Raw genomic sequence first — 24,076 nt, forward strand, 5'->3', positions numbered from 1 at the left:
ATGCCCTCCTCTGCCTTCGACTATCAGCAACCTTACGATCGCAACTTTAGCTACCAGAGGCGGCTGCTGGCCAGCCGTGCGCCTTCCCCCAGCGCCTCAAGCTTGGCCTGGGCAATCTGCGGATGCACCCGACCGCCCAGACCGCAGTCCGTGGAAGCGATGACGTTCTCCCGGCCCACCAGCCGGGCAAAGCGTTCAATCCGGTCCGCCACCAGCTCCGGATGTTCCACCACGTTGGTGGCATGGGAGACGACGGCCGGGATAATCACCTTGCCCGCCGGCAGCTTGGTGTCCTCCCAGACCCGCCATTCATGTTCGTGGCGCACATTGCCCGCCTCGAAGCTGTAGCCCCCGGCATTGATCGTCAGCAGCGTGTCCACCAGATGCCGGAACTCGATGTCGGTGGTGTGCGGCCCGTGCCAGGACCCCCAGCACAGGTGGAAGCGAATCCGATCCTCCGGCAGGCCCCGCAGCGCATAGTTCAGTGCTTCCACGCGGATCTGAGTGAAGCGCAGGTAGTCCTGAACCGAAGGCTCCGGGTTGATCTGGTCCCAGTTCTCCGCAATCGACGGATCATCAATCTGCACGATCAGCCCGGCGTCGATAATCGCCTTGTACTCTTCCCGCATGGCATCCGCACACGCGTAGATGAACTCCTCCTCCGTGGCGTAGTACTCGTTGGCAATCCGGGAACAGGAACCGGGGGAAAGCGAGGCCAGGAATCCTTCCGTCAGATCTGCCGCGGCCAGGCCGGCCTTCAGGTTCGCGATATCCCCCGCCACGGCGTCGTGCCCGGTGTACTTCACCGGACCCGTGACCTTCGGGAAGATCTTCTGCGCCCCGGTGGTGATCCCCGAGGACGGGTCGGTGTAGGCCGCAGCGAAGCGCTGCCGGTCGCGGCGGTCCCCGAAGCTCGTCAGGACAACGTTGCCCGGCGAGGAACGGACGGGTTCCATCTCCCAGATGCCCGTCTCGGCCACGCTGAGACCGCTGAGCCTGGCGAAGGAATAGGACCACCAGGCGCCGTAATCCACGGCCGATGACATGGCGTGCCCGTACTCGCCGTCGTTGGGGATGTCGATGCCTGCCTGCTGCTGGCGGCGCACCAGGTCCGTCACGGCGGCCTGCAGGAGCTCCGCGTAGCCCCCGGTATCCGCAGGGTTCGCCTCCCGGGCGGCATTGGCAGCCAGCAGCTCGGGCGTGCGCGGAAGGGAACCGGCATGGGTGGTCAGAATACGGTCAGTGCTTTTACGCATGGGAATCCTCTGGGATTTCGTGCTCTTGCCCGCACCGGATGCCTGTAAAAGGCGGAGCGGGCCGCTTCGTCATCCGAACCACCCGTGAAGCATGGGGTTGGTGCACGGCCAAGTCGGAGCTTGGCGGCCGTGTCTCCTGAAGCTGGTGCCATCCTAACCATGCCGTGCCGCCCGCACCAAGCACATGACGGAACGCAAAAAGGACGGCGGCCCCGGGAAATCCCGGTGCCGCCGTCCATAAGGAGGCGCTGGTGCCGCCGTGCTTGCTAGCGCACGCCGCTCATCAGCTTCTTGATGGCCGGTGTGCCCGCTGCCAGGGCGATGCCCAGGACAATGGCGGTTCCGCCGCTGAACAGGAAGTAGCTGACCTCGGTCTCGGGGTTGTAGAACTGTGCCAGCCAGCCCGCGAGGGTGGTGCCCAGGGAAACCGAGAGGAAGAACAGTGCAACCATCTGGGTCCGGAAGACCTCCGGTGCCAGTTTGGTGGCCACGGACAGGCCGATCGGGGAGATGAAGAGTTCCGCGAAGGTGAACAGCAGCAGGATCCCGACCAGTGCCATCAGCGGGGTGCTGTTGGGTCCGCCGCCGGAGAACGGAATGAAGGCGAGGAACGCCAGGCCCATGACGGCAAGCCCCAGTGCGAACTTCAGCGGCGAGGACGGCTGCCGGTCGCCCAGCTTGGTCCAGACCGCAGCGAAAACGGCCGCGAAGATGATGATGAAGATCGGGTTGATCGACTGCACCCAGCTCGGCGGCATGGTCCAGCCGAAGATGGTCCGGTTCAGGGAGGTGTCGGCGTACAGCGCCACCACGGTGAACTGCTGCTGGAACAGGGCCCAGAAGGCGGCGCTGGCAATGAACAGCGGCATAAAGGAGTACACCCGGCGCCGTTCCAGCTTGTTGACCTTCTTGCTGCCAAGGATGATGACGAAGTAGGCAACCGCGGCCAGGATGGCCACTGCGGCCATCACCACGGCCAGGTTGCCGGCGCTCAGGATGCCGAACACTACGGCCAGGACAATCGCGACGACGGCGGCCGCCGCGTAGATCCCTACCTTGAGGTACTGCTGCTTAGGCAGCGGATTGGCCACTTCGTGGGCGGTCTCGGGCAGGTACTTGCGGGTCATGCCGTACTGGACCAGGCCGATGGCCATGCCGACGGCGGCGAGGCCGAAGCCGTAGTGGAAGCCGAGTTCCACCTGGGCAAGGCCGGTCAGGAGGGGGCCCACCAGGGCGCCAAGGTTGATGCCCATGTAGAAGATGGAGAACCCGGCGTCACGCCGTTCATCCTTCTCCGCGTACAGGGTGCCCACCAGGGAGGTGGCGTTGGCTTTGACGCCGCCGGAACCGAGGGCAATCATGATCAGGCCCGCTGCCAGCCCGGGAGTGCCCGGCAGGACGGCCAGGGCAATGTGGCCGAGCATAACGACGGCGGCAGAGTAGAAGAGCACGCGCTCGGACCCGAGGACGCGGTCCGCCAGCCAGGCAGCAAGAATGGTGGAGAGGTAGACACCGCCGCCGTAGGCGCCGACCAGAGAGGTTGCAACAGCAATATCGATGCCGAGGCCGCCGTCAGTGACCGAGTAGTACATGTAGTACAGCAGGATGCCCTGCATGCCGTAGAACGAGAATCGTTCCCACAGCTCGACACTGAAGAGATTGGCCAACATCCGGGGATGGCCGAAGAAGGTTTTACGCGCTTCTTGGACGCCTGGGTTACTGGGGGTATGGCTCACCCGTTAATGGTCCCACTCCCGAAGCGGGTGAGCGCCCCCCAATCCCGGGGAATCCGCCCGGGGCCGGGGAGGTTCTTTGTGAAGGTGTGCGTAAGCTCACCCGTTTTCGGCTCGATTTTGGCGAGATTACGTGCTTACCTCCCCCCGTTACGCCCGGATTTGGTGTCCGGACACTGATTTGCCTACAAGTGTGCCGGAATTCCCCGGCCGGGCCCGGGGTTGGCACCGGTATGGCTTCCCTGAATATCCCCGTCTCCATCCTTGACCGGGCCAACTCCCGGGAGGGAGACACCGAGGCCGAAGCACTGCAGGCGGTGGCAGAACGGGCCGAGTCGGCCGAAAAACTGGGGTTCCGCCGCTTCTGGGTGGCTGAACACCATGCCGTGGCCGGTATTGCCGGCTCGGCGCCTGCCGTCCTGATGGCAGCCCTGGCTGCCCGCACCCGAAGCATCCGCATCGGATCCGGCGGCATGATGCTGCCCAACCACCAACCGCTGGTGGTGGCGGAACAGGCCGCAACCCTCAATGCCCTCTATCCGGGCCGCATTGACCTGGGTGTGGGACGCTCGGTCGGTTTCACGTCGGCCGTTCGCCGGGCGCTGCATGCGGGGAAAGCCGAAGCCGAACAGTTCGAGGAACATCTGGCCGAATTGCTGGCCTACCTGGACGGGACAGCCGCAATTACCGCCAGGCCGCAGGACCATGGCCAGACGCCCGTATTTGTGCTGGCCACCGGTACCGGCGCCGATATAGCGGCACGGGCCGGGCTCGGGCTGGTTTTGGGCGGGCCGGCACTTTTCCGCAGCTCCCCGGAATCCGCGCTGGAACGGTACCGGAATGGGTTCCGGCCTTCCCGCCGGTTCCCGCGGCCCTACGTGCTGGCAGCGGTGAACGTTGCCGTTGCCGCCACCGAAAGTGCCGCAACCCGCCTGCTGCTGCCCGAAGCCAATGCCCTGGCGGATTCCCGGACCCGGGGTGTGTTTCCAGCGCTGGCCGCAACCGACGGGACCGTGACGGGCCCGGAACGCCGGCAGGAACTGGTCCGCGGTTTCCTGGCGGATGCAATCTGCGGCACCCCGCCCGAGGTGCGCCGCCGCCTGGCGGAACTGCTGGACGCAACCGGCGCCGACGAGGTGCTGGCCACCGGCGGGGCCTACGACATCGCCGGTCAGCGCGAATCCGACCGGCTGCTCGCGGAGCTGGCCGCATCCTGAGCCGGCAGCACGCCGTGCCGGGAAGCCGGTGGCGTCGCCGGATGCCTTTCAGACCGGTCTGTCGTCTGCGGGCCTAATGCCCGAGCTGGGCGGCGACGGCCAGCAGATCGGCTTCCGCCCCCGGCCGGCCGATCAGCTGGATGCCCATCGGCAGCCCGTCCTGCGTGTCCAGGACTGGAATGGAGATGGCGGGAAGCCCGCAGACATTAACCATCGAGGTGAAGGGCGAGTACCTGCACTGACGCGCGTAGTCCTCGTCTGCACCGGCGTCGGTGTACCAGCCGACCGGCCTCGGCGTCATGCCCAGGGCAGGGGTCAGGATCATGTCATAGGCGCTGTACTGGCGGATGGTGTCGGTTTCGAAGGTGCGCAGGACATCGATGGCGGACACCAGGTCCGCGGCACTGCGGGAAAGCGCCCGTCGGCGCATGGTGGCTGCCAGCTCCGTCAGTTCAGCCTCGCGGCCGGGAGCCAGCCCGGCCGTGGCCAGTGACGCCGTCCAGACCACTTCGAACGCATCCGGATACCGCTCGTCGTAATGCAGGTCCGTTTCCACCAGATCGTGACCGGCCGCAGTCAGTGCCGCCACACCGGCGTCGAGCGCCTGCAGCGCTTCGTCATCCAGGCTGATGTCCAGCCGGGATTCGAACGGTGAACGGGTGCTAACGCCAATCCGGAAGCTGCCCTCGGCACGCAGGGCTGCGGTGAGGAAGGGGTTCGCGGACGGGGCGGCGCTCGTGGCGCGGTGGTTGGGTTCGCCGACCATGGCATCCAGGAGCAGGCCTGCGTCCGCAGCCGTACGGGCGATTGGGCCGGCCACGACAAACTGGCCCAGGTCCTGCTGGCCCGAACCCGACGGGATCCTTCCGCGGTTCGGCTTCAGGCCCACGAGGCCGGTGGCGGCTGCCGGAATACGCACCGATCCGCCGCCGTCGGTTCCGGGCGCGAAGGGAATCAGCCCGGCGGCCACCGCTGCGGCACTGCCGCCCGATGAGCCGCCGGGGCTGAGCCGGAGGTCCCGCGGGTTGCGGGCAGGGGGCCCCACCCGGTTCTCGCTGTAGCTGCTCAACCCGAACTCGGGAACCTGGGTTTTGCCCAGGCTGATGGCGCCTGCACGACGCAGGACCGCGGGCAGCGGCGCGTCTGCCTCGGCGACCCACGGGGTAAGGGCGGCGCTGCCCATGGTGGTGCGCACCCCCGCGACGTCGGTCAGGTCCTTATGCGCCAGCGGCATGCCGTGCAGCATCGGCAGTGTGCCGCCGCGGGCGCGCAACGTGTCAGCGGCCCGGGCCTCGGTGAGGGCAAGCTCCGGGGTTGGGGTCAGGAAGGCGCCCAGCGCCGGATTCAGCTCCTCAATGCGCCTCAGGAAGTGCGAAGTTACCTCCTCGGCACCGAGCTCCCCGGAGGCCAGGGCGTTCCGCAGGTCGACGGCGGTCAGGTCGTGGGGAGCGGGCATTGCAAACCTCCGGTGCGTGCTGATCTGGTCTTTGTTCTCTCGGACCGCGTCCCACTATAGGCTGGAGAAAACCGCCCGCTGCGGGCAGCCGTGGTTTATCCGGCTTTCACAGCGGCGACGGCCGGTACCGGTCCGGGAGAATCGAGAGTTAGGACAGCAATGAGCGAAATGCAGAGCGTATCCGTAGACAGCATCCCCGAGGGCGCGAAGATCCTTGACGTCCGCGAAGACTACGAATGGGAAGCCGGGCACGTTGACGGTGCCCTCCACATTCCGCTGGACCGGCTGCCCGACAGCCTCGAGGACCTTGATCCGGACCAGGACCTGGCCGTCATCTGCCGCACCGGCGGCCGCAGCGCCCGCGCGACCGCGTGGCTGGACGCGCACGGCTACTCGGCCGTCAACGTCAACGGCGGCATGGGGGCCTGGCTCGAAGCCGGCAAGCCCATGGTTTCGGACAACGGGCAGGAACCGACCGTTAAATGACGCACGCTGCTGACACTGCGGCCGCCCCGCACCATTCGGGTCCGCAGGGGGAAACGGTGGTCTACACCTACCTGGGACCGGAGGGGACGTTCACCGAAGCGGCGCTGCTGCGGATTCCCGGTGCATCGGATGCGGTGCGGATCCCCGCACCCAGCGTGAACTCCGCGCTGGAAATGGTGCGCTCCGGCCAGGCCAATGCGGCCGTGGTGCCCATCGAGAATTCCGTGGAAGGCGGCGTCAGCGCCACCCTCGACGCCCTGTCCGCCGGAACCTCGCTGCGGATCCTGCATGAGATCCTCGTGCCGATCACCTTTGTGCTGGCCGTGCGTCCCGGTATCGGCCTGGCGGATATCCGCACCGTGTCCACGCATACCCATGCCTGGGCACAGTGCAGGGAATGGGCGGCAGCGAATATTCCCTCTGCGGAATATCTTCCTGCTTCCTCCACGGCGGCTGCAGCGGTGGAGCTGGCCCGGCAGGAGCCGGCTTTTGACGCGGCCATCTGCGCCCCGCTGGTGGCCGAGCGGCTTGGGTTGGAGGTGCTGCGTGAGGATATCGGTGATGTCCGCGATGCGGTGACGCGGTTCGTGATGATCAGCCTGCCCGGCCTGCTTCCGGAACCGACGGGGGCGGATAAAACCACCCTGGTAATACCGCTGCCTGAAGACCATCCGGGTGCGCTGATGGACATCCTGGAACAGTTCTCCACCCGCGGGGTCAACCTGAGCCGGATTGAGTCCCGGCCCACGGGGATGTTCCTGGGTGACTACTTCTTCAGCATCGATGCCGACGGCCACGTGGCGGACGCCCGAATGGCCGATGCCCTGAAGGGCCTGCACCGGATCAGCCCCGGCCTGCGGTTCCTGGGCTCCTACCCCCGGGCGGACCGGCGCGAGCCTGAAGTGTCACGGCACACCAGTGACGAAGCGTTCCGGGACGCCGACATTTGGCTCCAATCCCTGCTGAACGGATACTAAAGCCAAACAAACGCGGCACTCCAGCCGCCTCAGGGAGGGGGATGCGCCATGGCCAGGCTGCGTCGAAGCAACTGCGAACATCCCGGGTACTCCCGCAGGCGGTGGGGCAAGGGGTTCAGCTACCGGGATCTCCGCGGCGAGACCATCACGGACCGGCAGGTTCTTGCTCGGATCCGGAACCTCGCCATTCCGCCGGCCTGGACGGAGGTCTGGATCAGTCCCTATCCCAACGGGCACATTCAGGCCACCGGGACGGATGGTGCCGGCCGCAAGCAGTACATTTACCACCCGCACTGGCGCGAGATGAAGGACCGGGAAAAGTTTGACCGTGCCCTGGCCTTTGCCCAGTCACTGCCTCCCGCCCGCCGGCTGATCACCAAGCATCTGAGGGCCGGAGGCAGCGGGGCGGAGCGGGCCCTGGCAGCAGCGCTGCGCATTGTCGACGCGGGAGCGCTGCGCGTGGGCGGCGCCAGGTACGCCGAGACCAACGGCTCCTATGGCACCACCACCCTGCGTATTGAACACGTCCGCCTGGACGGGGATGAAGTGCGGTTCGATTTCCCGGGCAAGAGCGGCCAGGAATGGCATACCTCCATCAGGGACGCCGACCTGGCGGCAGCGCTGGAACCGATGCTGCGGCGCCCGGACGCGGACACGGCGCTGGCCTATATCGGAGCGGACGGTGCATGGCACAGCGTGGATGCCGCCCAGCTGAACGCGTTCCTCAAGGAAGTGACCGGCGGGGATTTCACTGCCAAGGATTTCCGCACCTGGCAGGCTACAGTCGTGGCTGCCATGTCCCTGGCCCGGCTGGCACCGGACGCCGGCACCAAGCGCGCCCGGCAGCAGGCGGTGGCCGCCACTGCCCGCGACGTTGCCGACCATCTGGGCAATACCCCGGCCATCGCCCGGAAGTCGTATATCGACCCACGCGTGGTGGACCGGTTTTTCGACGGTGAGGTGATCCCGGTTGCCGGGTTCTCAGCGTCGGAGACAGCCGTCCGCCTGATGCTCGAGGAGTAGCCGGGTTTCCGTCTCCGGTGGCAGTAAGTATGCTGATGGAAGGCGCGCGCAGTATTGGCGCACTGGACAACCACCCCAAGAAGGAAGGTGCCGGCATGAGCGAGTACCCCAAAGAAGAAGAACAGCTCAAGGACCCGAAGCCCAGCGGTGTATCCACGAATGACGACAACTACCGCGGCGACGTGGGAGACCAGGGGAACGACATCCGGTTCGCCGAGGAGGAAGCGTTGATCCGCGAGCAGTCCTCCAAGTCCTCCCTGTCCGATGACGAGGGCAAGTACACCGACGCTGACGGTGCCCGGACGGACAGGGACCGCGAAGGCGGCTACACCGACTCCGAGGGCACCCAGGACGGCAAGTAGGTCCTTCCCTCAAACGGCGCTGCACCCGAGGGTGCAGCGCCGTTTTGTATTTTCCTACCGTCTCGCGGGTTGTACCGGCGACGGCGGTACCCGCACCGGCAGGGCACCTGGATCCACCTGGAACGTGACCGAGGTGGCGGTGCCGGTAAGGTCGCCGTCCAGCTGTGTCTGTGTGGGTTCACCCACCGTGACCGTCACCTTGCGGGCCCGGTGATGACGGATGACCGGCAGGTCCTTGGGATAACGGGTCATCACCTTCCCTGCCACCCAGGCCCAGCCCAGCACGCTTCGCGGACTCATGATGATGATGTCCAGCAGCCCGTCATCCACCACTGCGTCCGGAATGAAATCAATCCCGGCGGGGAGCCTGCCGGTGTTCGCCACCAGGACGCTGTGTACCTTCAGGGATTCGGCCGGAGCGTCATCAATGCTGACGGCCATCCGGGTCCGCCGCCCGGGCAGCAGCCGGACGCCGGCCTCGCTGTACGCCAGCCAGCCCACGCGTTTTTTCAACTCGTCCCGGGTGGCGGCAATGACCTCGGCGTCCAGGCCGATTCCACCCATGACCAGGAAGGCATTACGGGAGGATTCGCCGGTGGTTACATCTGCCAGCCGGATGGTGGCCATGTCGATCCGGCGCACGTCCCCGTGCAGGGCATTGCGGATATTCCCGCTGAGGTCCGCCACGGAGATGTCCAGGTTCCGGGCGAGGAGGTTGCCGGTGCCCAGGGGGATCAGGCCCAGCGACGCCCCCGAGTGCGCCACGGCCCGGGCAACTTCCCGCACCGTCCCGTCGCCGCCGGCAGCCAGCACCACATCGGCGCCGGACTGCAGCGCCTGTACGGCCTGCAGGTAACCGGGCGAGTCAACGGTGGTTTCCAGAATGAGGGGCGGGTCCCAGCCGGCCAGGTCGCACGCTGACTCCAGCAGGGACCGGGCCTCGGGAGCCAGCGTCTTTACCGGATTAATGACCATGGCAACTCGCTGGTGCGCAGGACCCCGCGGGGCAAAGATCGCCGTGTCCCTTGCTGTCCGGCGCCTGATCCTGACGCCCACAATTATCCAGGTTGCCGCCGAGGCCAGCAGGGCGGCGGCAAGGACCAGGAGCAGGGTAATTTCTATGGGCATGGTGCTTCCCAGAATAGCCGCCGCCCGCGGAACCAATGCCCGGACGTGTTTTCGGTACTCTTGAGACGTGATCGATGTAAATGAGCTCCGCGAAAACCCTGAAAAATTCCGAGCCTCGCAGCGCGCCCGGCTGGCCGACGAGAGCATTGTGGACGCGATCATCTCCGCTGACGCCGCCCGCCGCGATGCCCGGACCCGTTACGAGACCCTCCGTGCCGAGCAGAATGCCTTCGGCAAGCGGGTGGCACAGGCCAAGGGCGAGGAAAAGCAGGCCCTGCTGGCCGAGGTCAAGGAACTGGCCGCCGCGGTCAAGGCCGCCGGCGCCGAAGCCGACGCCATCCAGGCTGAATCCGACGCACTGCTGCGCCGGATCCCCAACCTGGTCTCCGACGGCGTCCCCGTGGGCGGTGAGGATGACTTTGAGGTCGTGAAGACCGTCGGAACCCCCCGCGACTTCGAAGCCGAGGGATTCACCCCCCGCGATCACCTGGAACTGGGTGAGATGCTCGGCGCCATTGACATGGAGCGTGGTGCCAAGGTTTCCGGTTCGCGCTTCTACTTCCTGCGCGGCGTCGGCGCCCGGCTGGAACTGGCCCTGCTGAACATGGCCATGGACCAGGCCGTGAAGGCCGGCTTTGTTCCCATGATCACCCCCACCCTGGTCCGTCCGGAGACGATGCAGGGCACCGGCTTCGATGTGGCCCACGACGCCGAGATCTACCGCCTGGCCGAGGACGACCTCTACCTGGTGGGCACCTCCGAGGTACCGCTGGCCGGTTACCACGCCGATGAGATCCTCGAGCTCGACGGCGGCCCGGTCCGCTACGCCGGCTGGTCCTCCTGCTACCGCCGCGAAGCCGGATCCCACGGCAAGGACACCCGAGGCATCATCCGCGTCCACCAGTTCAACAAAGTGGAAATGTTCGTCTACACCCGCCCCGAGGACGCCGCTGAGGAACACCGGCGCCTGCTGGCATGGGAAGAGGAAATGCTGGCCAAGGTTGAACTGCCCTACCGGGTCATTGATACCGCTGCGGGTGACCTGGGCATGTCCGCGGCACGGAAGTTCGACTGTGAAGCCTGGGTTCCCACCCAGAACGCCTACCGCGAACTGACGTCCACTTCCAACTGCACCACCTTCCAGGCCCGCCGGCTGAACATCCGCGAACGCCAGGGCGAAGGCAAGGGCACCCGTGCCGTGGCCACCCTGAACGGCACCCTCGCCACCACCCGCTGGATTGTCGCCATCCTGGAACACCACCAGAACCCCGACGGCTCCGTCAACGTGCCGGCTGCCCTGCAGCCGTACCTGGGCGGCCTGGAAGTGCTTCCGGTTCTCTAGTCCGGCCGCACCCGCAGCAGGGGGATCCCGGGACGCCCGGGGTCCCTCTCCTGCGTTGTGTCGTCCGCGCCTTTGTGCGTGACGGTGCTCCTACCCCGTTGCCAACCGATCTGTTTAGATAAAACGATGACAACTTTGAGTACAGCTGGCATCGAAGACCAGCAGACGACGGATAAAAGACACTTAGTAGCCCTGGACGTGGACGGAACCCTGGTGGACCACGACGGGCACATGTCCCCGGGGGTCCGCGAAGCTGCCCGGGCGGCAGCCGATGCCGGACATCATCTGGTTATCGCCACCGGCCGTTCCTATGGGGCGGCGCTGCCCATTCTCCAGCTGCTGGGCCTGACCGAGGGGTACTGTGTGTGCTCCAACGGCGCGGTCACGCTCCGGCTGGACCCGTCACTGGCTGACGGTTACGAAGTGATGGACCGGGTGGTTTTCGATCCCAAGCCGGCACTGGCAGCCCTGCGGCAGAGGCTGCCCACCGCCAAGTTTGCCCTTGAGGACAGCTCCGGCCGGTTCCTTTCCACTGAACGTTTCCAGGATGCCAGCTTCGGTGCCGAGGCCCATGCGGTGGGATTCGATGAACTGCTCGACGCCGAGGCGGTGCGGGTGGTGGTTTTCAGCACCGACAGCACGGCAGAGGAGTTCGGCTCAGCAGTAAAGTCCATCGGCCTGCACGGGGTCACCTACTCCGTGGGCTGGACGGCGTGGCTGGACATCGCAGCCGCCGGAGTGACCAAGGCCAGCGCGCTGGAGCAGGTCCGGGGACACCTGAATGTTGATCCCGCGCTCACCGTGGCGCTGGGAGACGGCCGGAATGACATTGAAATGCTGTCCTGGGCAGGACGCGGCGTGGCCATGGGCCAGGCACCTGATGAAGTGCTGGCCGTGGTCTCCGAGGTGACCGGAACGGTGTACGAGGACGGCGCTGCGAGCGTACTGGGCAGCCTGCTCCACTAACCGCACGGGCGGCCGGCCCAAGGCAACGCGTCGGCGCCCCGAGCCTGTGCCCGAAGACGGTGCCCGAAGACGGTGACCGAGACGGCTCAGACGCCGTAGGGCAGGGCTGCCGGAGGCAGGGACGCCGGGCCGTACACCAGACCCAGCAGTCTGGCGGCGGCCGGCCGGGTGGCCCATTCCTCGGTCCAATGCGAGCGGACTACCGCCTTACTGACCGCCTGGGCAGTGATTCCCAGTTCCTGGGCAACGAATTTCTGCTGCCCGCGGGCACCGGGAGTCATCAGGTCCAGCACCTTCCATTCGGCACCGGTGCGCGCGGCCACAATCAGTCCGAGCAGCCGCAGGACCGCCTCCGCCTCGCTCGCCAGCTCTGCGTCCGGGCCCTCGACCGCCAGCGGAATCCGGTCACCGCTGCGCTGGGCTCGTTCCACGGCCCTGCGCGAATAGACCAGCCCGAAGCCCCTCGCGTCACGGATATCAGCGGGCAACGGCACCGCCAGCTCGCCTACTCCGATACCCACGTGCCAGCGGCGTTCCCGCACGGCAGTGAGGGCAGCGTCAACAGCCGTGGCCGCGTCGGTCAGCACCCCCTGGGCTTCATCGCCCACGGTGCGTTGGAACGGAACCGCTGCCGGCAAGTGCCGCAGCGTGCGGATCAGGTCCGGGACCAGGTCCCCGACGTCGCGCGAGTCCCGCTGGTTGATGGTGAGCACAAAATGCATGGCATCAGCATGTCAGACCACGCCGCCAAACAACCGAATCCGGTTGCGGCGCGCCTGCCGGCGGGGTCCTGCGGCCAAGCGAACCACCGGCACCATCTGTTCCCGGGCGGGACATCCTGCCCGGGGTAGTAGGGTCGGCGCATGACAACCACACCGCCGTCCGAACCCAGGCGAACCTCGCGGGTACCCCTGCTCTTTGCCGGCGGGGTGATCCTGCTTGGCCTCTGGGCGGCATGGCTCACCTCCAGCTGGGTGGTCCTGGCCGCCGCAGTGGCAGTGGCGCTTGTACCCTCGCGGACCTACGCCTCCGATGTACGTGCCTGGGCACGCCGGCAGGACCGGCGGCGCGGATAACGGGTGAAGGCGTTAAACGCCGACGGCGGCCGCCCCCGGGAAGGGGACAGCCGCCGTCGTACCGGCAGGGCCGGTGCGCCGAAACGCTAGTTGTTGATCGGGTCAGCGTCGACGTCGCGGCCCTGGGCCTCGTCTTCTTCGCTGGCTTCGCCAAGCGCCTCGAAACGGGCGAGGGAGGCGGTGACCTCGGCTTCGGCGGCTTCACGGCCGGCCCAGTCGGCAGCTTCCACCCACTTGCCCGGCTCCAGGTCCTTGTACTTGGTGAAGAAGTGCTTGATCTCATCGAGCAGGAAGTCGGAAACGTCCGAGATGTCCTGGATGTGGTCAAAGCGCGGGTCCACCGGAACGCAGAGGACCTTGGCATCTCCGCCGCCGTCATCCACCATGTTGAACACGCCGATGGGGCGGGATTCCACCAGCACGCCGGGCATCAGGTCGAAGTCCTGCAGCATCACCAGGGCGTCCAGCGGATCGCCGTCCTCGCCCAGGGTGTTCTCGAAGAACCCGTAGTGGGTGGGGTAGGCCATGGACGTGAACAGAACCCGGTCCAGGCGCAGACGGTGGGTTTCGTGGTCAATTTCGTACTTGACCCGGGATCCCTTGGGGATCTCGATGGTTACGTCGAGCTTCATTGCGACTCCTCACTGGCGTGGCCCGCGGAGGAACCACTGGAAAGACTTTGATAACTGATCATGCACCGGCGCGCCCCGCGGAAGCTTCCGCGCTGACGGAAGGTCGGGACGGGCGCCGGCGTCGGTCTAGTCTTAAAGATATATGTCCCGCGCACGGAACTGTGCACGGATGAGGAAAGGCCGGGATAACCGGCGGAGCGAAGGAGTCGGTGAGGGCATGTCTCGGATGTTCTCCGGCACGCTGCTGGCGCTTGCCTTCGCGGTGCTGCTGGTCCCGCTGGCCTTCTACGCGCTCCCGCCAATCACCCAGTCGCTGGCCGGCGGAGGTGCGCAGCGCGCCGAAGTGGTGCCCGGGCACCTGCAGCCCCCTGAGGTCCTGACCGGCAGCGGACCGGTCACCGCCCCTCAGGCGGCGGATCCGCTCCCCAACCCGGAACAGCTGGGCCGGCTCCTCGATGCCGAACTTGCGATTGAGGGCAGCGGATCATTCCACGCGGTGGTTGAGGACGCGCTGACCGGCACCGTGCTGTATGACCGCGGCGGGGCAGCCGGCCTGGCTCCCGCATCCACCCTGAAAATCCTTACAGCCGCCGCCGCCGTGTCTGCCATGGGAGCAGGGACCACCTTCCCGACCTCTGCCCTGGAAGGGGACGAGCCCGGAACCGTCATCCTGCGCGGCGGCGGTGACGTGCTGCTCACGGCAGGCCCTTCGGACCCTGATTCCGTTGCCGGCCGCGCCGGCCTGACCACCCTGGCGGAGCAGACAGCGGCCGCACTTCGGGACACCGGGACGGCCGGCCCGGTCACCGTGCAGGTGGATGATTCCCTGTTCACCGGCGCCGCTCTCTCCGATGCCTGGGGGGAGGCGGATATCGAGGCCGGGGAAATCGCCCCGGTCCATGCCCTCGCCGTCAGCTCGGCGTGGCAGGTGGAGGGCAGCGGCCCCGGACCGCGGGTCGAGGACCCGGCACTGTCCGCAGGCGAGGCCTACCGCGCGGCACTGGAGGAAGCCCTGGACGGCGTCGAGGTCCGGACCACGGTGGAACGCGGCACCGCGCCCGGGGATGCCCGCACCCTGGCCGAGGTCCGCTCCGCCCCGCTGGCCGACCAGGTCGATTACATGCTGCTGACCTCGGACAACTACCTGGCCGAGGTTTTGGGCCGGCTCACGGCAGAGGCAACGGACCGCGAACCCTCCTTCTCGGGAGGCATCGAGGCGGTCCGGGCCGAGGTAGGTGCCCTCGGCGTGGATACCGGTTCCCTGGTGCTGGGGGACACCAGCGGCCTCTCTGCGGAAACTTCCGTTTCCGCCCAGCAGCTGACCGAGCTGATGCGGATCCTGCTCACCTCGCCGGACCCGGACCTGCGCTCGGTCACCGGCGGACTGCCGGTGGCGGCGCTGAGCGGAACGCTTGCCGGTCGCTTTGATGAGGCTGCAGATGCAGGCGCAGCCGGAATTGTGCGTGCCAAGACCGGCACGCTGTTCGCCGTCACTGCACTGACCGGCTACGCCACGGACGCGGACGGGCGGGTACTCGCCTTCACCTTCGTAGCGGACGGCCTGGACGGAAACACCGCAGCCGCCAGGGAGGCCGTGGATTCCGCCGCGGCGGTCCTCGCCGGCTGCGGCTGCCGCTGAGCCTGGCTGCCGCTGAGCCCGCCTGCCGTCCGGGATCGGGGCCGGGTGGTGTCCCTCATTGGGCAATGTGGTCGAATGGAGCAATGGAGCGCAACGAACGAAACCGTCTGAGCCATGACCGCAAGCCGTCTACCGAAAAGTCTCCCTCCCCGGACGCACCGGCACTGGTGAACTGGGATCTGGCCGCCTCCACTGCGGCGGCCATGGTGGCGCCGGGACCGAAGATGTCCGCCCGGGAGATCCGCGAAGCCGTGGCGGACCTGCGTGCCGCAGCGGATACCTCCGTGGCCCACGTGCACCGCATCACCGGCCTCGAAGCTGCGCGTGACCTGCGGGACTCCGACGTACTCGTGGTGGACCGTGCCTCCTGGGCCCGCGCCAACTCGCAGAGCTTCTCCGTGCTGATGGGCCCGGCGCTGCAGCACCTGGCGGAAACCCGTCCCGAGCAGCTCGAAGCAGCCAACACCGCCCTTGGCGGAACCATGACCGGCGCACAGCTGGGCGCCGTGCTGGCCTTCCTCTCCAGCAAGGTCCTGGGCCAGTATGATCCCTTTGCCGCCCTGGGCGGGGTGGGAAAACCCGGTGGGCGGCTGCTGCTGGTGGCGCCGAACATCATCACCCTTGAACGCGAGCTCAACGTGGAACCGGCCGACTTCCGGCTCTGGGTCTGCCTGCATGAGCAGACCCACCGTGTGCAGTTTGCAGCGGCACCGTGGCTGCGGGAGCACATGCTGGAACAGATCAGCCAGCTCTCCAACGGCATGATGGACAAGGCGCAGACCCTTTCCGAGCGCCTGGGTTCCGCCGTGAAGGCGTTGACTGCCAACTCCGCAGGGACGGGCGAGAAGGACAACGACGGCGTGCCGCGCAAGCCGGCAGACCTCCTGTCGCTGCTGCAGGACCCCCAGGACAAGGAACGCCTCTCCCACCTGACGGCCGTGATGTCCCTGCTGGAAGGCCACGCCAACGTGGTGATGGACGCTGTGGACGCAAGCATTGTGCCCAGCGTGAAGACCATCCGGCAGCGGTTCAACAACCGGGGTGCCAAACGCGGCTGGATTGACCGTTTCTTCCGGCAGATCATGGGCCTGGACGCCAAGATGCGCCAGTACAGTGACGGTGCCCGTTTTGTCCGTGCCGTGACCGGCCGCGTGGGGATGGAAGGTTTCAACCGGGTCTGGGAAAAGGCCGAAAACCTTCCCACCGAAGCGGAAATCCACTCAGCTGACCTCTGGATCGCCAGGATGGGACTGTAACCGAACGTGATGCACGAAAACCCCGGTATTTCCGGCACCGCTGCCGTCCGCCCCGCACCACGGGTCCGCAAACGGCTCCTGCCCACCCTTGGGGATGCCCGCAACAGCATCCGGGACGCCCTCCGGGACGCCGGCCTGGCACCGGGCGGGGACCAGCCGCCGCTGATCCTGGTCGCGTGCAGCGGCGGACCGGATTCCCTGGCCCTGGCCGAGGCCGCCTCCTTCTTTTCCCGCCGCGGGGACTACCGGGTGGGTGCGGTGGTAGTGGACCACGGACTGCAGGAAGGCAGCGCCGCGGTGGCGGAACGGACCCGGCAGAAACTGGAGGCCATGGGGCTGGCGCCCGTCCTTGTCCGGCAGGTCACCGTGCCCACGTCCGGTATGGGGCCCGAAGCCGCGGCACGGACCGTCCGCTACGCCGCCCTGGATGCCGCGGTGGAGGAACTCCATGCCGACGCCGTACTGCTAGGCCACACGCTGGATGACCAGGCCGAACAGGTGCTGCTGGGACTGATGCGCGGCTCCGGCACCCGGTCGCTGGCCGGGATGCCGGCGGTACGCGGGAAGTATCTGCGCCCGTTCCTGGGGCTGCGCCGCGAGGCCACCCTGGAAATCTGCGAGCATGCCGGCCTGGATCCCTGGCACGATCCCAGCAACCGGGATTCCGCCTATGCCCGCTCCCGCGTCCGCACCGAGGTGCTGCCGTTCCTCGAGGAGAAACTCGGTCCGGGAATAGCCGAGGCACTGTTCCGTTCCTCACGTATCCTCTCTGCAGACGCCGACTATCTGGATGAAAAGGCCGCCCGCACCTTCGAGAAGCTGCGCCTGGATCCTCCCGCGGGGTCCGGTGCCGAAGGAGCGGAACTGCTGCTGCCCGAAGCGCCGCTAAGGGACCTCCCTGCGGCCCTCCGCCAGCGTGTGCTGGCCCTCGCGGCGCTGGCCCTGGGTGGGGCCCAGCCGAGCTACGAACGCCTGGCAGCGGTTGAATCGCTGCTGCGCCGCACCGGCTCCGCCGGACCCGTCCAGCTGGTCGGCAAAGTCAGCGTGTACCGGCAGCCGCGCGGCAAAGCGGTTCACCACGGCGGCTCAAGCTATGGCAATCTTGTTTTTAGGAAAAAGAGCAGCACCTAACATCCAATAGCATCCAAAGCTGCAACACTTCGCACCCGGGAGTCATTCGTGGATTCACACGACGTCCAGTCAGATCTCAAGCACGTTCTCTACACCAAGGAACAGATCCAAAACCGGGTCAATGAACTGGCGGCCGAAATTGACCGCGACTACGCCGGCCGCGACGTCCTCCTCGTCGGCGTCCTCAAGGGTGCCGTCATGGTGATGGCTGACCTGTCCCGCGCCCTGCACAGCCACGTCACCATGGACTGGATGGCAGTGTCCTCCTACGGGTCCGGCACCCAGTCCTCCGGCGTCGTCCGGATCCTGAAGGATCTGGAAACCGACCTGCTCGGCAAGCACGTGCTGATTGTCGAAGACATTATCGATTCCGGACTGACCCTGTCCTGGCTTCGCACCAACCTGGAGTCCCGCGGCCCGGCCAGCGTGGAAATCTGCACCCTGCTGCGCAAGCCGGATGCCGCCAAGGTGGAAATCGACGTGAAGTATGTCGGCTACGAGATCCCCAACGAATTCGTTGTCGGCTACGGTCTCGACTTTGCCGAGAGGTACCGCAACCTGGACTTCATCGGCACCCTCGCCCCGCACGTATACGAATAAGCCCTGCGGCCTTCGCCCCGTTCCGCGCGATCACCATCACGCCAGAGCGCTACGCCCTGAGGGAACTAAACCCCAACGCCGGCCGTGTTCTTTTGGGGACGGTGTATAGCTAGTAGGTAAATTCCGCGCACACCAGCGTTGTTGATCAGGAGGGACGGGGCTTAGCCCTGACGACGAATGAAATCCAAGAACTTCTTCAAGGGGCCGGTCATATGGATCGCGCTGGCATTGGCCGCTCTTTTGATCATCCTGCCCAGCCTTTCCGGCACCGGCGCTTCCCAAGTGGACACCAAAGAAGGCCTTGAACTTCTTAATGGCGACAAAGTGTCGCAGGCAAAGATTTACGACGGCGACCAGCGCGTTGACCTGACACTGAAGGACCCGCTCGGTGACAAGGGCACCAATGTGCAGTTCTTCTTCAGCTCCGCGCGAGGCGAGGAAGTTGTCGACGCGGTGAATGATTCCGGAGCGAACTTCACCGACCAGCCGGTGCAGACCAACTGGTTCACCAGCTTCCTCGGACTGCTGCTGCCCTTCATCATCATTGGTGTGATCTTCTGGTTCCTGATGAGCCGGATGCAGGGTGGCGGGTCCCAGGTTATGAAGTTCGGCAAGTCCCGGGCCAAGCTGACCAACAAGGACATGCCGCAGGTCACCTTTGACGACGTCGCCGGGGCAGACGAAGCAGTGGAGGAACTGCACGAGATCAAGGAGTTCCTCCAGGATCCGGCCAAGTTCCAGGCCGTGGGCGCCAAGATCCCCAAGGGTGTGCTGCTGTACGGCCCTCCGGGTACCGGTAAGACCCTGCTTGCCCGCGCGGTTGCCGGCGAGGCCGGTGTCCCGTTCTACTCGATTTCCGGTTCCGACTTCGTGGAAATGTTCGTCGGCGTGGGCGCCTCCCGTGTCCGCGACCTGTTCGAGCAGGCGAAGACCAACGCTCCGGCCATCATTTTCGTGGACGAGATTGACGCCGTCGGCCGCCACCGTGGTGCCGGCGTGGGCGGTGGCAATGACGAACGTGAGCAGACCCTGAACCAGCTGCTGGTTGAGATGGACGGCTTTGATGCCAACGCCAACGTCATTCTGATCGCGGCCACCAACCGCCCCGATGTCCTGGACCCCGCGTTGCTGCGTCCGGGCCGCTTCGACCGCCAGATTGGCGTGGAAGCCCCCGATATGCAGGGCCGGCTGCGGATCCTGCAGGTCCATTCCAAGGGCAAGCCGATGGCTGACGGCGTGGATCTTGAGACCGTGGCCCGCAAGACTCCGGGCTTCACCGGCGCCGATCTGGCCAACGTCCTCAACGAGGCGGCACTGCTGACCGCCCGCTCCAACGCGGACCTGATTGATGACCGCGCCCTGGACGAGGCCATTGACCGCGTGATCGCCGGCCCGCAGAAGCGCAGCCGCGTGATGAAGGAACTTGAGCGCAAGATCACCGCCTACCACGAGGGCGGACACGCGCTGGTGGCAGCGGCGCTGCGCAATACCGATCCGGTTACCAAGGTGACCATCCTGCCGCGTGGCCGGGCACTGGGTTACACCATGGTCCTGCCCCAGGATGACAAGTACTCGGTAACCCGCAACGAACTGCTGGACCAGCTCGCCTACGCCATGGGCGGCCGGGTGGCTGAGGAAATCGTCTTCCACGATCCGTCCACCGGCGCATCCAACGACATCGAGAAGGCCACGTCCACGGCCCGCAAGATGGTCACCCAGTACGGCATGAGCGAGCGGATCGGCTCCGTGAAGCTTGGCTCCGGCGGCGGGGAACCCTTCCTGGGCCGGGATATGAGCCAGGAGCGCAACTACTCCGACCAGGTTGCCTACGTGGTGGATGAAGAAGTGCGGCGGCTGCTCGACAACGCGCATGACGAGGCATACCAGATCCTGACGGAGAACCGCGATGTGCTGGACCGGCTGGCCCTGGAGCTGCTGGAACGCGAGACGCTGAACCAGAAGGAAATCGCGGAGATCTTCTCCGATGTCCGCCAGCGTGATGTCCGGGAGGTCTGGCTTTCCAAGCCCACCCGCCCGGTGCACAGCATTCCGCCCGTGGTCTCGCCGCGCGAACGCCGGGAGGCAAAGGAAATCGGTGCGCCGGACCCCGCTTCGGTGGCCCCGCAGGACCAGATTGCCGACGCCGATCTGCCGCAGGACTTTGATGTGTCCTCCAACGGCCTGCCCCAGCCGGAAAACAGCGGGCAGGGCGGGCACTCCGGGCACGGCGGCAGCTCCGGGAGCGGCCAGGCCGGCCAGGGGGCCTAAGGCCCGGGGTCAGTCGGGGGACGTCAGCGGGGGATGAACAGCGTCGGGCCTAAACGCCCGGCACGGTAAGATCGACCAGTGACGGATTTCGATGATGACCTGCTGGCCGCTGACGACACTGCAGCTGCGGCGTCCCCGGTGGACCGGCCAAGGATTGAACGTGCGGTCCGGGAAATCCTCCTCGCCATCGGGGAGGACCCGGACCGTGACGGTTTAAAGGACACTCCCCAAAGGGTGGCCAAGTCCTATACGGAGATCTTTTCCGGACTGCATCAGAATCCCACTGATCTGTTGGCCACAACCTTCGATCTGGACCACGAGGAGATGGTGCTGGTCAAGGACATCGCGTTCTATTCCACCTGCGAACACCACCTCGTGCCCTTCCACGGCACGGCGCACGTGGGGTACATCCCCTCGCACGACGGCAAGGTCACGGGACTGTCCAAACTGGCCAGGCTCGTTGAGGTCTACGCCCGGCGCCCGCAGGTGCAGGAGCGCCTGACCACGCAGATCGTGGATGCCCTGATGACCAATCTTGAACCCCGCGGTGCCATAGTGGTTATTGAATGTGAGCACCTGTGCATGTCCATGCGCGGGGTACGCAAGCCGGGCGCGAAGACAGTAACGTCCGCGGTCCGCGGACAGCTGCGCGAAACCGCGACCCGCGCTGAAGCAATGAGCCTGATACTCGGACGATAAGGACCACCATGGATTCACTCGCCGCCGCACCCGGTACCGGACCGGCAACGACGCCGCTGCCGGTGGTGCGCCCCGCACGCGCTGCCCGCACATTCGACGACCTCCCCGCTGACCGCACCCTGGTGATGGGCATCCTGAATGTCACCCCGGATTCCTTCAGCGACGGCGGCCGCTTCGCGGATACCGACGCCGCCATCCGCGCCGGCCTGAAGATGCACTACGACGGTGCGGACATCATCGACGTCGGCGGTGAGTCCACCCGCCCCGATTCCGTCCGCATTTCCGCTGAGGAAGAGCAGGAACGTGTCCTGCCGGTGATCGAGGCCCTGGTCCGGGCCGGTGCCCTGGTCAGTGTGGACACCATGAATGCCTCCACCGCGGAGAAGGCCATCGGCGCCGGTGCGCTGATCATCAACGATGTTTCCGGGACGGAAACCGATCCGGCCATGGCATCCCTGGTGGCGCGGACGGGCGTTTCCTACATCCTGATGCACAGCCGCGGCAGCGTACGCAGCAATGATCCCAACGCGACCTACGACGACGTCGTCGAAGACGTCGTGGAAGAACTCACCAAGGTCCGGGACCGTTTTTATGCCGCAGGCGTGACGCCGGAGCAGATAATTCTTGACCCCGGACTGGGGTTCACCAAGACAGCCGAGCATGACTGGGCGCTGCTGCGCGGCATCGACCGGATAGGTGCACTGGGCCACCGGGTACTGATTGGCGCCTCCCGCAAGCGGTTCCTCGGCTCCCTGCTCACCAGCTTCGGCAAGGCGGCTCCTCCGCTTGAACGCGACAACGCCACTGCCGCAGTGAGCGCACTGGCCGCCGCTTCGGGCGTCTGGGCAGTGCGGGTACACAACGTGCAGGCCAGCCTCGACGCCGTCAAGGCCGCTGCGGCCTGGAAGGGATAGGCATGCCCGGAACCGCCGGCACCGACCGGCGCGGAACCACGGCACCGGACCGGATCACCCTGACCGGGATATCCGCCACGGGCTACCACGGTGTTTTTCCCGAGGAGCGCCGCGACGGACAGCCCTTCATTGTGGATCTGGTGCTGTTCACCGACCTCGGCCCGGCAGCGGCCACTGATGACCTGACGCTGACGGCACACTACGGTGAGGTGGCCGAGTGCGCAGTGAAGGTCATCACCGGCGAGCCGCTGAACCTGATCGAGGCGCTTGCCGGCCGGATCGCCGACACGGTGCTGGCCGCCTTCCCGGTGCTGGCTGCCGTGGAAGTGACCGTGCACAAACCGAAGGCACCCATCGCCGTTACGTTCGGCGATGTAGCGGTCACAATCCTCCGGGAGCGCGAATGAGCACCGTGCATGCCATCCTTGCCCTGGGCAGCAATCTCGGCGAAAGCCGGGACACCCTGTCAGCGGCGGTGGCAGACCTCGCCGACCACCCGGACATGCGGCTGGCCGCTGTGTCCCCGGTGGTGCGGACCCGGCCCGTGGGCGGCCCGGAGCAGCCCGACTACCTGAACCTGGTGGTGGCGGTGGAAACCGGTTTGGAGCCCCATGCCCTGCTGGCACACTGCCAGGCCGTTGAGGCCCGGCACCACCGCAAACGTGAGGTCCGCTGGGGGCCGCGGACACTCGACGTCGACATCATCACCTACGGTGACCTGCATCTGGATGAACCCGATCTGACCATTCCGCACCCGCGTGCCGCCGGCAGGGCCTTTGTCCTGCAGCCCTGGGCGTGGATGGAACCGGATGCCCGGCTGGACTCGGTACCCGTGGCCGAGCTGGCCGCCCGCGCCGAGGATCTTCCCGGGCTCGAAATCTTCGAAGGAGACTGAGTCCGTGAGTACCATCCGCTACCGCTGGCTGGCCGTGATCGCCGTGGCCGCCGGCGTCGTCGGCTGGGCCGTGAACTCCTTCCTGTCCGAAAACGGCTATCCGGCTCCCGTGCTGAGCCCCGCGGCCCTGCTGGCCATTGTTGTGGTGGTGGCAGTGACTCTGGTGCTCGGACTGCGGGTGCGCCGCTGGCGCAACGGAAGCCGGGACCGGACGCTGAACCCCATTGCCGCCGCACGGACGGTGGTCCTGGCCCAGGCCATTACCTACGCCGGGTCCCTGCTGCTGGGCTGGCATGCTGCCGTGTTTCTGGCGCTGCTGCCGCTGTTGTCCCTGCGGCCCGGTCATGCACCTACGTGGACTGCGCTGGCGGTAGGTATCGGGGGAATGGTTATGATCGCTGCGGGACTGACCGTGGAGCGGTTCTGCAAGCTGCCGCCGGATGACAAGGACGGAACCGGGTCCGCGCCCGGGACCGAAGACGGGGAAGAATATGCCTAGCCAAGCGATTGACCCGCCCGCCGTGGACTGGCAGCACGTCTCGCCCAAGTACCTGCGGGTGCGGCTGCTGGGCTGGGCTGTTGAAACCGTCATCACCATTGCGCTGACCGGTATTCCGCTGGTGCTGCTGCTGACCGGTGTATGGCCCGGCTATCCGGCCTGGCTGGCCTGGGGGCTGCCCGCGTTCTTCGCCGTCACCCTGCTGTGGCGGGGACTTCTGCTTCCCCGCCAGGTCCGCGCCATTGGATACGCCGAACGCAACGAGGACCTGCTGCTGCGCCGCGGCATCTTTTTCCAGCGCACCCTGGTGGTCCCCTACGGGCGGATGCAGTACGTGGACGTGGCAGTGGGACCCCTGGAACGGGCCTTCGGCCTCTGCACCCTGAAGCTCCACACCGCAGCCCCGGGAACCAATGCAGCCATCGCAGGGCTGCCCGCCGAAGAAGGCGCCCGCCTGCGCGAACACCTGTCGGCGCGCGGCGAAGCGCAGCTGGCCGGACTGTGAGCGGCACCGTCCCCGG

The 24,076-nt window shown here is 66.5% G+C and carries 25 protein-coding genes and 1 riboswitch; of the genes, 19 read left to right on the plus strand and 6 right to left on the minus strand.

The annotated features are described in order from the left end of the window. Positions 1–50: 50 nt before the first annotated feature. Together MUK71_RS00370 and MUK71_RS00375 are read right to left on the minus strand one after the other, a co-directional pair. Positions 51–1,256 (minus strand): cobalamin-independent methionine synthase II family protein, encoded by a 1,206-nt coding sequence (locus tag MUK71_RS00370; protein ID WP_227929659.1) that lies wholly within the window; start codon positions 1,254–1,256, stop codon positions 51–53. 16 nt (positions 1,257–1,272) lie between these two features. Then, a riboswitch (SAM riboswitch) is annotated at positions 1,273–1,398 on the minus strand. A 124-nt stretch (positions 1,399–1,522) separates the two neighbouring features. After that, a complete protein-coding gene (locus tag MUK71_RS00375; protein WP_231710199.1) occupies positions 1,523–2,926 on the minus strand; it encodes a peptide MFS transporter in 1,404 nt (467 codons plus the stop codon). A gap of 296 nt (positions 2,927–3,222) precedes the next feature. On the opposite strand from MUK71_RS00375, the gene MUK71_RS00380 reads away from it, so the two are divergent. Beyond that, complete coding sequence (locus MUK71_RS00380) at positions 3,223–4,206, plus strand: MsnO8 family LLM class oxidoreductase (RefSeq protein ID WP_227929661.1); 984 nt, start codon at positions 3,223–3,225, stop codon at positions 4,204–4,206. Positions 4,207–4,279: 73 nt separating this feature from the next. Here MUK71_RS00380 and MUK71_RS00385 read toward each other — a convergent pair whose 3' ends face one another. Continuing rightward, positions 4,280–5,662, minus strand: coding sequence for an amidase (locus MUK71_RS00385; protein WP_227929662.1), 1,383 nt, complete (start codon positions 5,660–5,662; stop codon positions 4,280–4,282). 159 nt (positions 5,663–5,821) lie between these two features. Between MUK71_RS00385 and MUK71_RS00390 the strand changes: the two genes are divergently transcribed. The 4 genes from MUK71_RS00390 to MUK71_RS00405 are packed head-to-tail and all read left to right on the plus strand — an operon-like array spanning position 5,822 to position 8,510. Further along, on the plus strand, positions 5,822–6,148 hold the full coding sequence (locus MUK71_RS00390; RefSeq protein WP_227903185.1) for a rhodanese-like domain-containing protein: 327 nt from the start codon (positions 5,822–5,824) through the stop codon (positions 6,146–6,148). After that, on the plus strand, positions 6,145–7,125 hold the full coding sequence (pheA, locus tag MUK71_RS00395) for a prephenate dehydratase (RefSeq protein WP_227929663.1): 981 nt from the start codon (positions 6,145–6,147) through the stop codon (positions 7,123–7,125). Before MUK71_RS00390 ends, pheA begins: the two co-directional genes overlap by 4 nt. A gap of 48 nt (positions 7,126–7,173) precedes the next feature. Further along, positions 7,174–8,148: a DNA topoisomerase IB gene (locus MUK71_RS00400; protein ID WP_227929664.1), complete on the plus strand. Its 975-nt coding sequence runs from the start codon at positions 7,174–7,176 to the stop codon at positions 8,146–8,148. Positions 8,149–8,183: 35 nt separating this feature from the next. Further along, positions 8,184–8,510, plus strand: a complete 327-nt coding sequence (locus tag MUK71_RS00405; protein WP_227929665.1) for a hypothetical protein — start codon at positions 8,184–8,186, stop codon at positions 8,508–8,510. A gap of 54 nt (positions 8,511–8,564) precedes the next feature. Here the strand turns inward: MUK71_RS00405 and MUK71_RS00410 are convergent, their stop codons facing one another. After that, complete coding sequence (locus MUK71_RS00410) at positions 8,565–9,638, minus strand: diacylglycerol/lipid kinase family protein (RefSeq protein ID WP_227929666.1); 1,074 nt, start codon at positions 9,636–9,638, stop codon at positions 8,565–8,567. A gap of 67 nt (positions 9,639–9,705) precedes the next feature. Here MUK71_RS00410 and serS point away from each other — a divergent pair, with 67 nt between their 5' ends. Then, complete coding sequence (gene serS / locus MUK71_RS00415) at positions 9,706–10,980, plus strand: serine--tRNA ligase (RefSeq protein ID WP_227903190.1); 1,275 nt, start codon at positions 9,706–9,708, stop codon at positions 10,978–10,980. A 126-nt stretch (positions 10,981–11,106) separates the two neighbouring features. Continuing rightward, complete coding sequence (locus MUK71_RS00420; protein ID WP_227929667.1) at positions 11,107–11,946, plus strand: HAD family hydrolase; 840 nt, start codon at positions 11,107–11,109, stop codon at positions 11,944–11,946. Positions 11,947–12,032: 86 nt separating this feature from the next. On the opposite strand, the gene MUK71_RS00425 is transcribed toward MUK71_RS00420, so the two are convergent. Beyond that, positions 12,033–12,668: a hypothetical protein gene (locus tag MUK71_RS00425; RefSeq protein WP_227903192.1), complete on the minus strand. Its 636-nt coding sequence runs from the start codon at positions 12,666–12,668 to the stop codon at positions 12,033–12,035. A gap of 141 nt (positions 12,669–12,809) precedes the next feature. Between MUK71_RS00425 and MUK71_RS00430 the strand changes: the two genes are divergently transcribed. Beyond that, entirely contained in the window at positions 12,810–13,022 is a 213-nt protein-coding gene (locus MUK71_RS00430) for a hypothetical protein (RefSeq protein ID WP_227929668.1), read from the plus strand. 86 nt (positions 13,023–13,108) lie between these two features. Here the strand turns inward: MUK71_RS00430 and MUK71_RS00435 are convergent, their stop codons facing one another. Then, complete coding sequence (locus tag MUK71_RS00435; protein WP_227903194.1) at positions 13,109–13,654, minus strand: inorganic diphosphatase; 546 nt, start codon at positions 13,652–13,654, stop codon at positions 13,109–13,111. 217 nt (positions 13,655–13,871) lie between these two features. On the opposite strand from MUK71_RS00435, the gene dacB reads away from it, so the two are divergent. From dacB to MUK71_RS00490, 11 genes are all read left to right on the plus strand, one after another. Then, positions 13,872–15,293, plus strand: coding sequence for a D-alanyl-D-alanine carboxypeptidase/D-alanyl-D-alanine endopeptidase (gene dacB / locus MUK71_RS00440; RefSeq protein ID WP_227929669.1), 1,422 nt, complete (start codon positions 13,872–13,874; stop codon positions 15,291–15,293). Between the two features lie 83 nt (positions 15,294–15,376). Then, positions 15,377–16,549 (plus strand): zinc-dependent metalloprotease, encoded by a 1,173-nt coding sequence (locus tag MUK71_RS00445; protein WP_227903196.1) that lies wholly within the window; start codon positions 15,377–15,379, stop codon positions 16,547–16,549. 9 nt (positions 16,550–16,558) lie between these two features. After that, entirely contained in the window at positions 16,559–17,680 is a 1,122-nt protein-coding gene (gene tilS / locus MUK71_RS00450; RefSeq protein WP_227929670.1) for a tRNA lysidine(34) synthetase TilS, read from the plus strand. Between the two features lie 48 nt (positions 17,681–17,728). Continuing rightward, positions 17,729–18,280 (plus strand): hypoxanthine phosphoribosyltransferase, encoded by a 552-nt coding sequence (gene hpt, locus MUK71_RS00455; RefSeq protein ID WP_227903198.1) that lies wholly within the window; start codon positions 17,729–17,731, stop codon positions 18,278–18,280. Positions 18,281–18,457: 177 nt separating this feature from the next. Continuing rightward, positions 18,458–20,548: an ATP-dependent zinc metalloprotease FtsH gene (gene ftsH / locus MUK71_RS00460; protein WP_227903199.1), complete on the plus strand. Its 2,091-nt coding sequence runs from the start codon at positions 18,458–18,460 to the stop codon at positions 20,546–20,548. 78 nt (positions 20,549–20,626) lie between these two features. Continuing rightward, positions 20,627–21,247, plus strand: coding sequence for a GTP cyclohydrolase I FolE (folE, locus tag MUK71_RS00465; protein WP_227903200.1), 621 nt, complete (start codon positions 20,627–20,629; stop codon positions 21,245–21,247). Positions 21,248–21,255: 8 nt separating this feature from the next. Further along, on the plus strand, positions 21,256–22,161 hold the full coding sequence (folP, locus tag MUK71_RS00470; protein ID WP_227929671.1) for a dihydropteroate synthase: 906 nt from the start codon (positions 21,256–21,258) through the stop codon (positions 22,159–22,161). Between the two features lie 2 nt (positions 22,162–22,163). Further along, positions 22,164–22,568 (plus strand): dihydroneopterin aldolase, encoded by a 405-nt coding sequence (folB, locus tag MUK71_RS00475; RefSeq protein ID WP_227903202.1) that lies wholly within the window; start codon positions 22,164–22,166, stop codon positions 22,566–22,568. Next, complete coding sequence (gene folK, locus MUK71_RS00480; RefSeq protein ID WP_227903203.1) at positions 22,565–23,056, plus strand: 2-amino-4-hydroxy-6-hydroxymethyldihydropteridine diphosphokinase; 492 nt, start codon at positions 22,565–22,567, stop codon at positions 23,054–23,056. The genes folB and folK overlap by 4 nt, the downstream gene beginning before the upstream one ends. A gap of 4 nt (positions 23,057–23,060) precedes the next feature. Beyond that, positions 23,061–23,555 carry a DUF3180 domain-containing protein gene (locus tag MUK71_RS00485; protein ID WP_227903204.1) on the plus strand — a complete coding sequence of 165 codons (495 nt, stop codon included), beginning with the start codon at positions 23,061–23,063 and terminating at the stop codon, positions 23,553–23,555. Continuing rightward, complete coding sequence (locus MUK71_RS00490) at positions 23,548–24,060, plus strand: PH domain-containing protein (protein WP_227903205.1); 513 nt, start codon at positions 23,548–23,550, stop codon at positions 24,058–24,060. Before MUK71_RS00485 ends, MUK71_RS00490 begins: the two co-directional genes overlap by 8 nt. Positions 24,061–24,076: the final 16 nt, after the last annotated feature.

This window comes from Arthrobacter zhangbolii, from assembly GCF_022869865.1.
Lineage (GTDB): Bacteria > Actinomycetota > Actinomycetes > Actinomycetales > Micrococcaceae > Arthrobacter_B > Arthrobacter_B zhangbolii.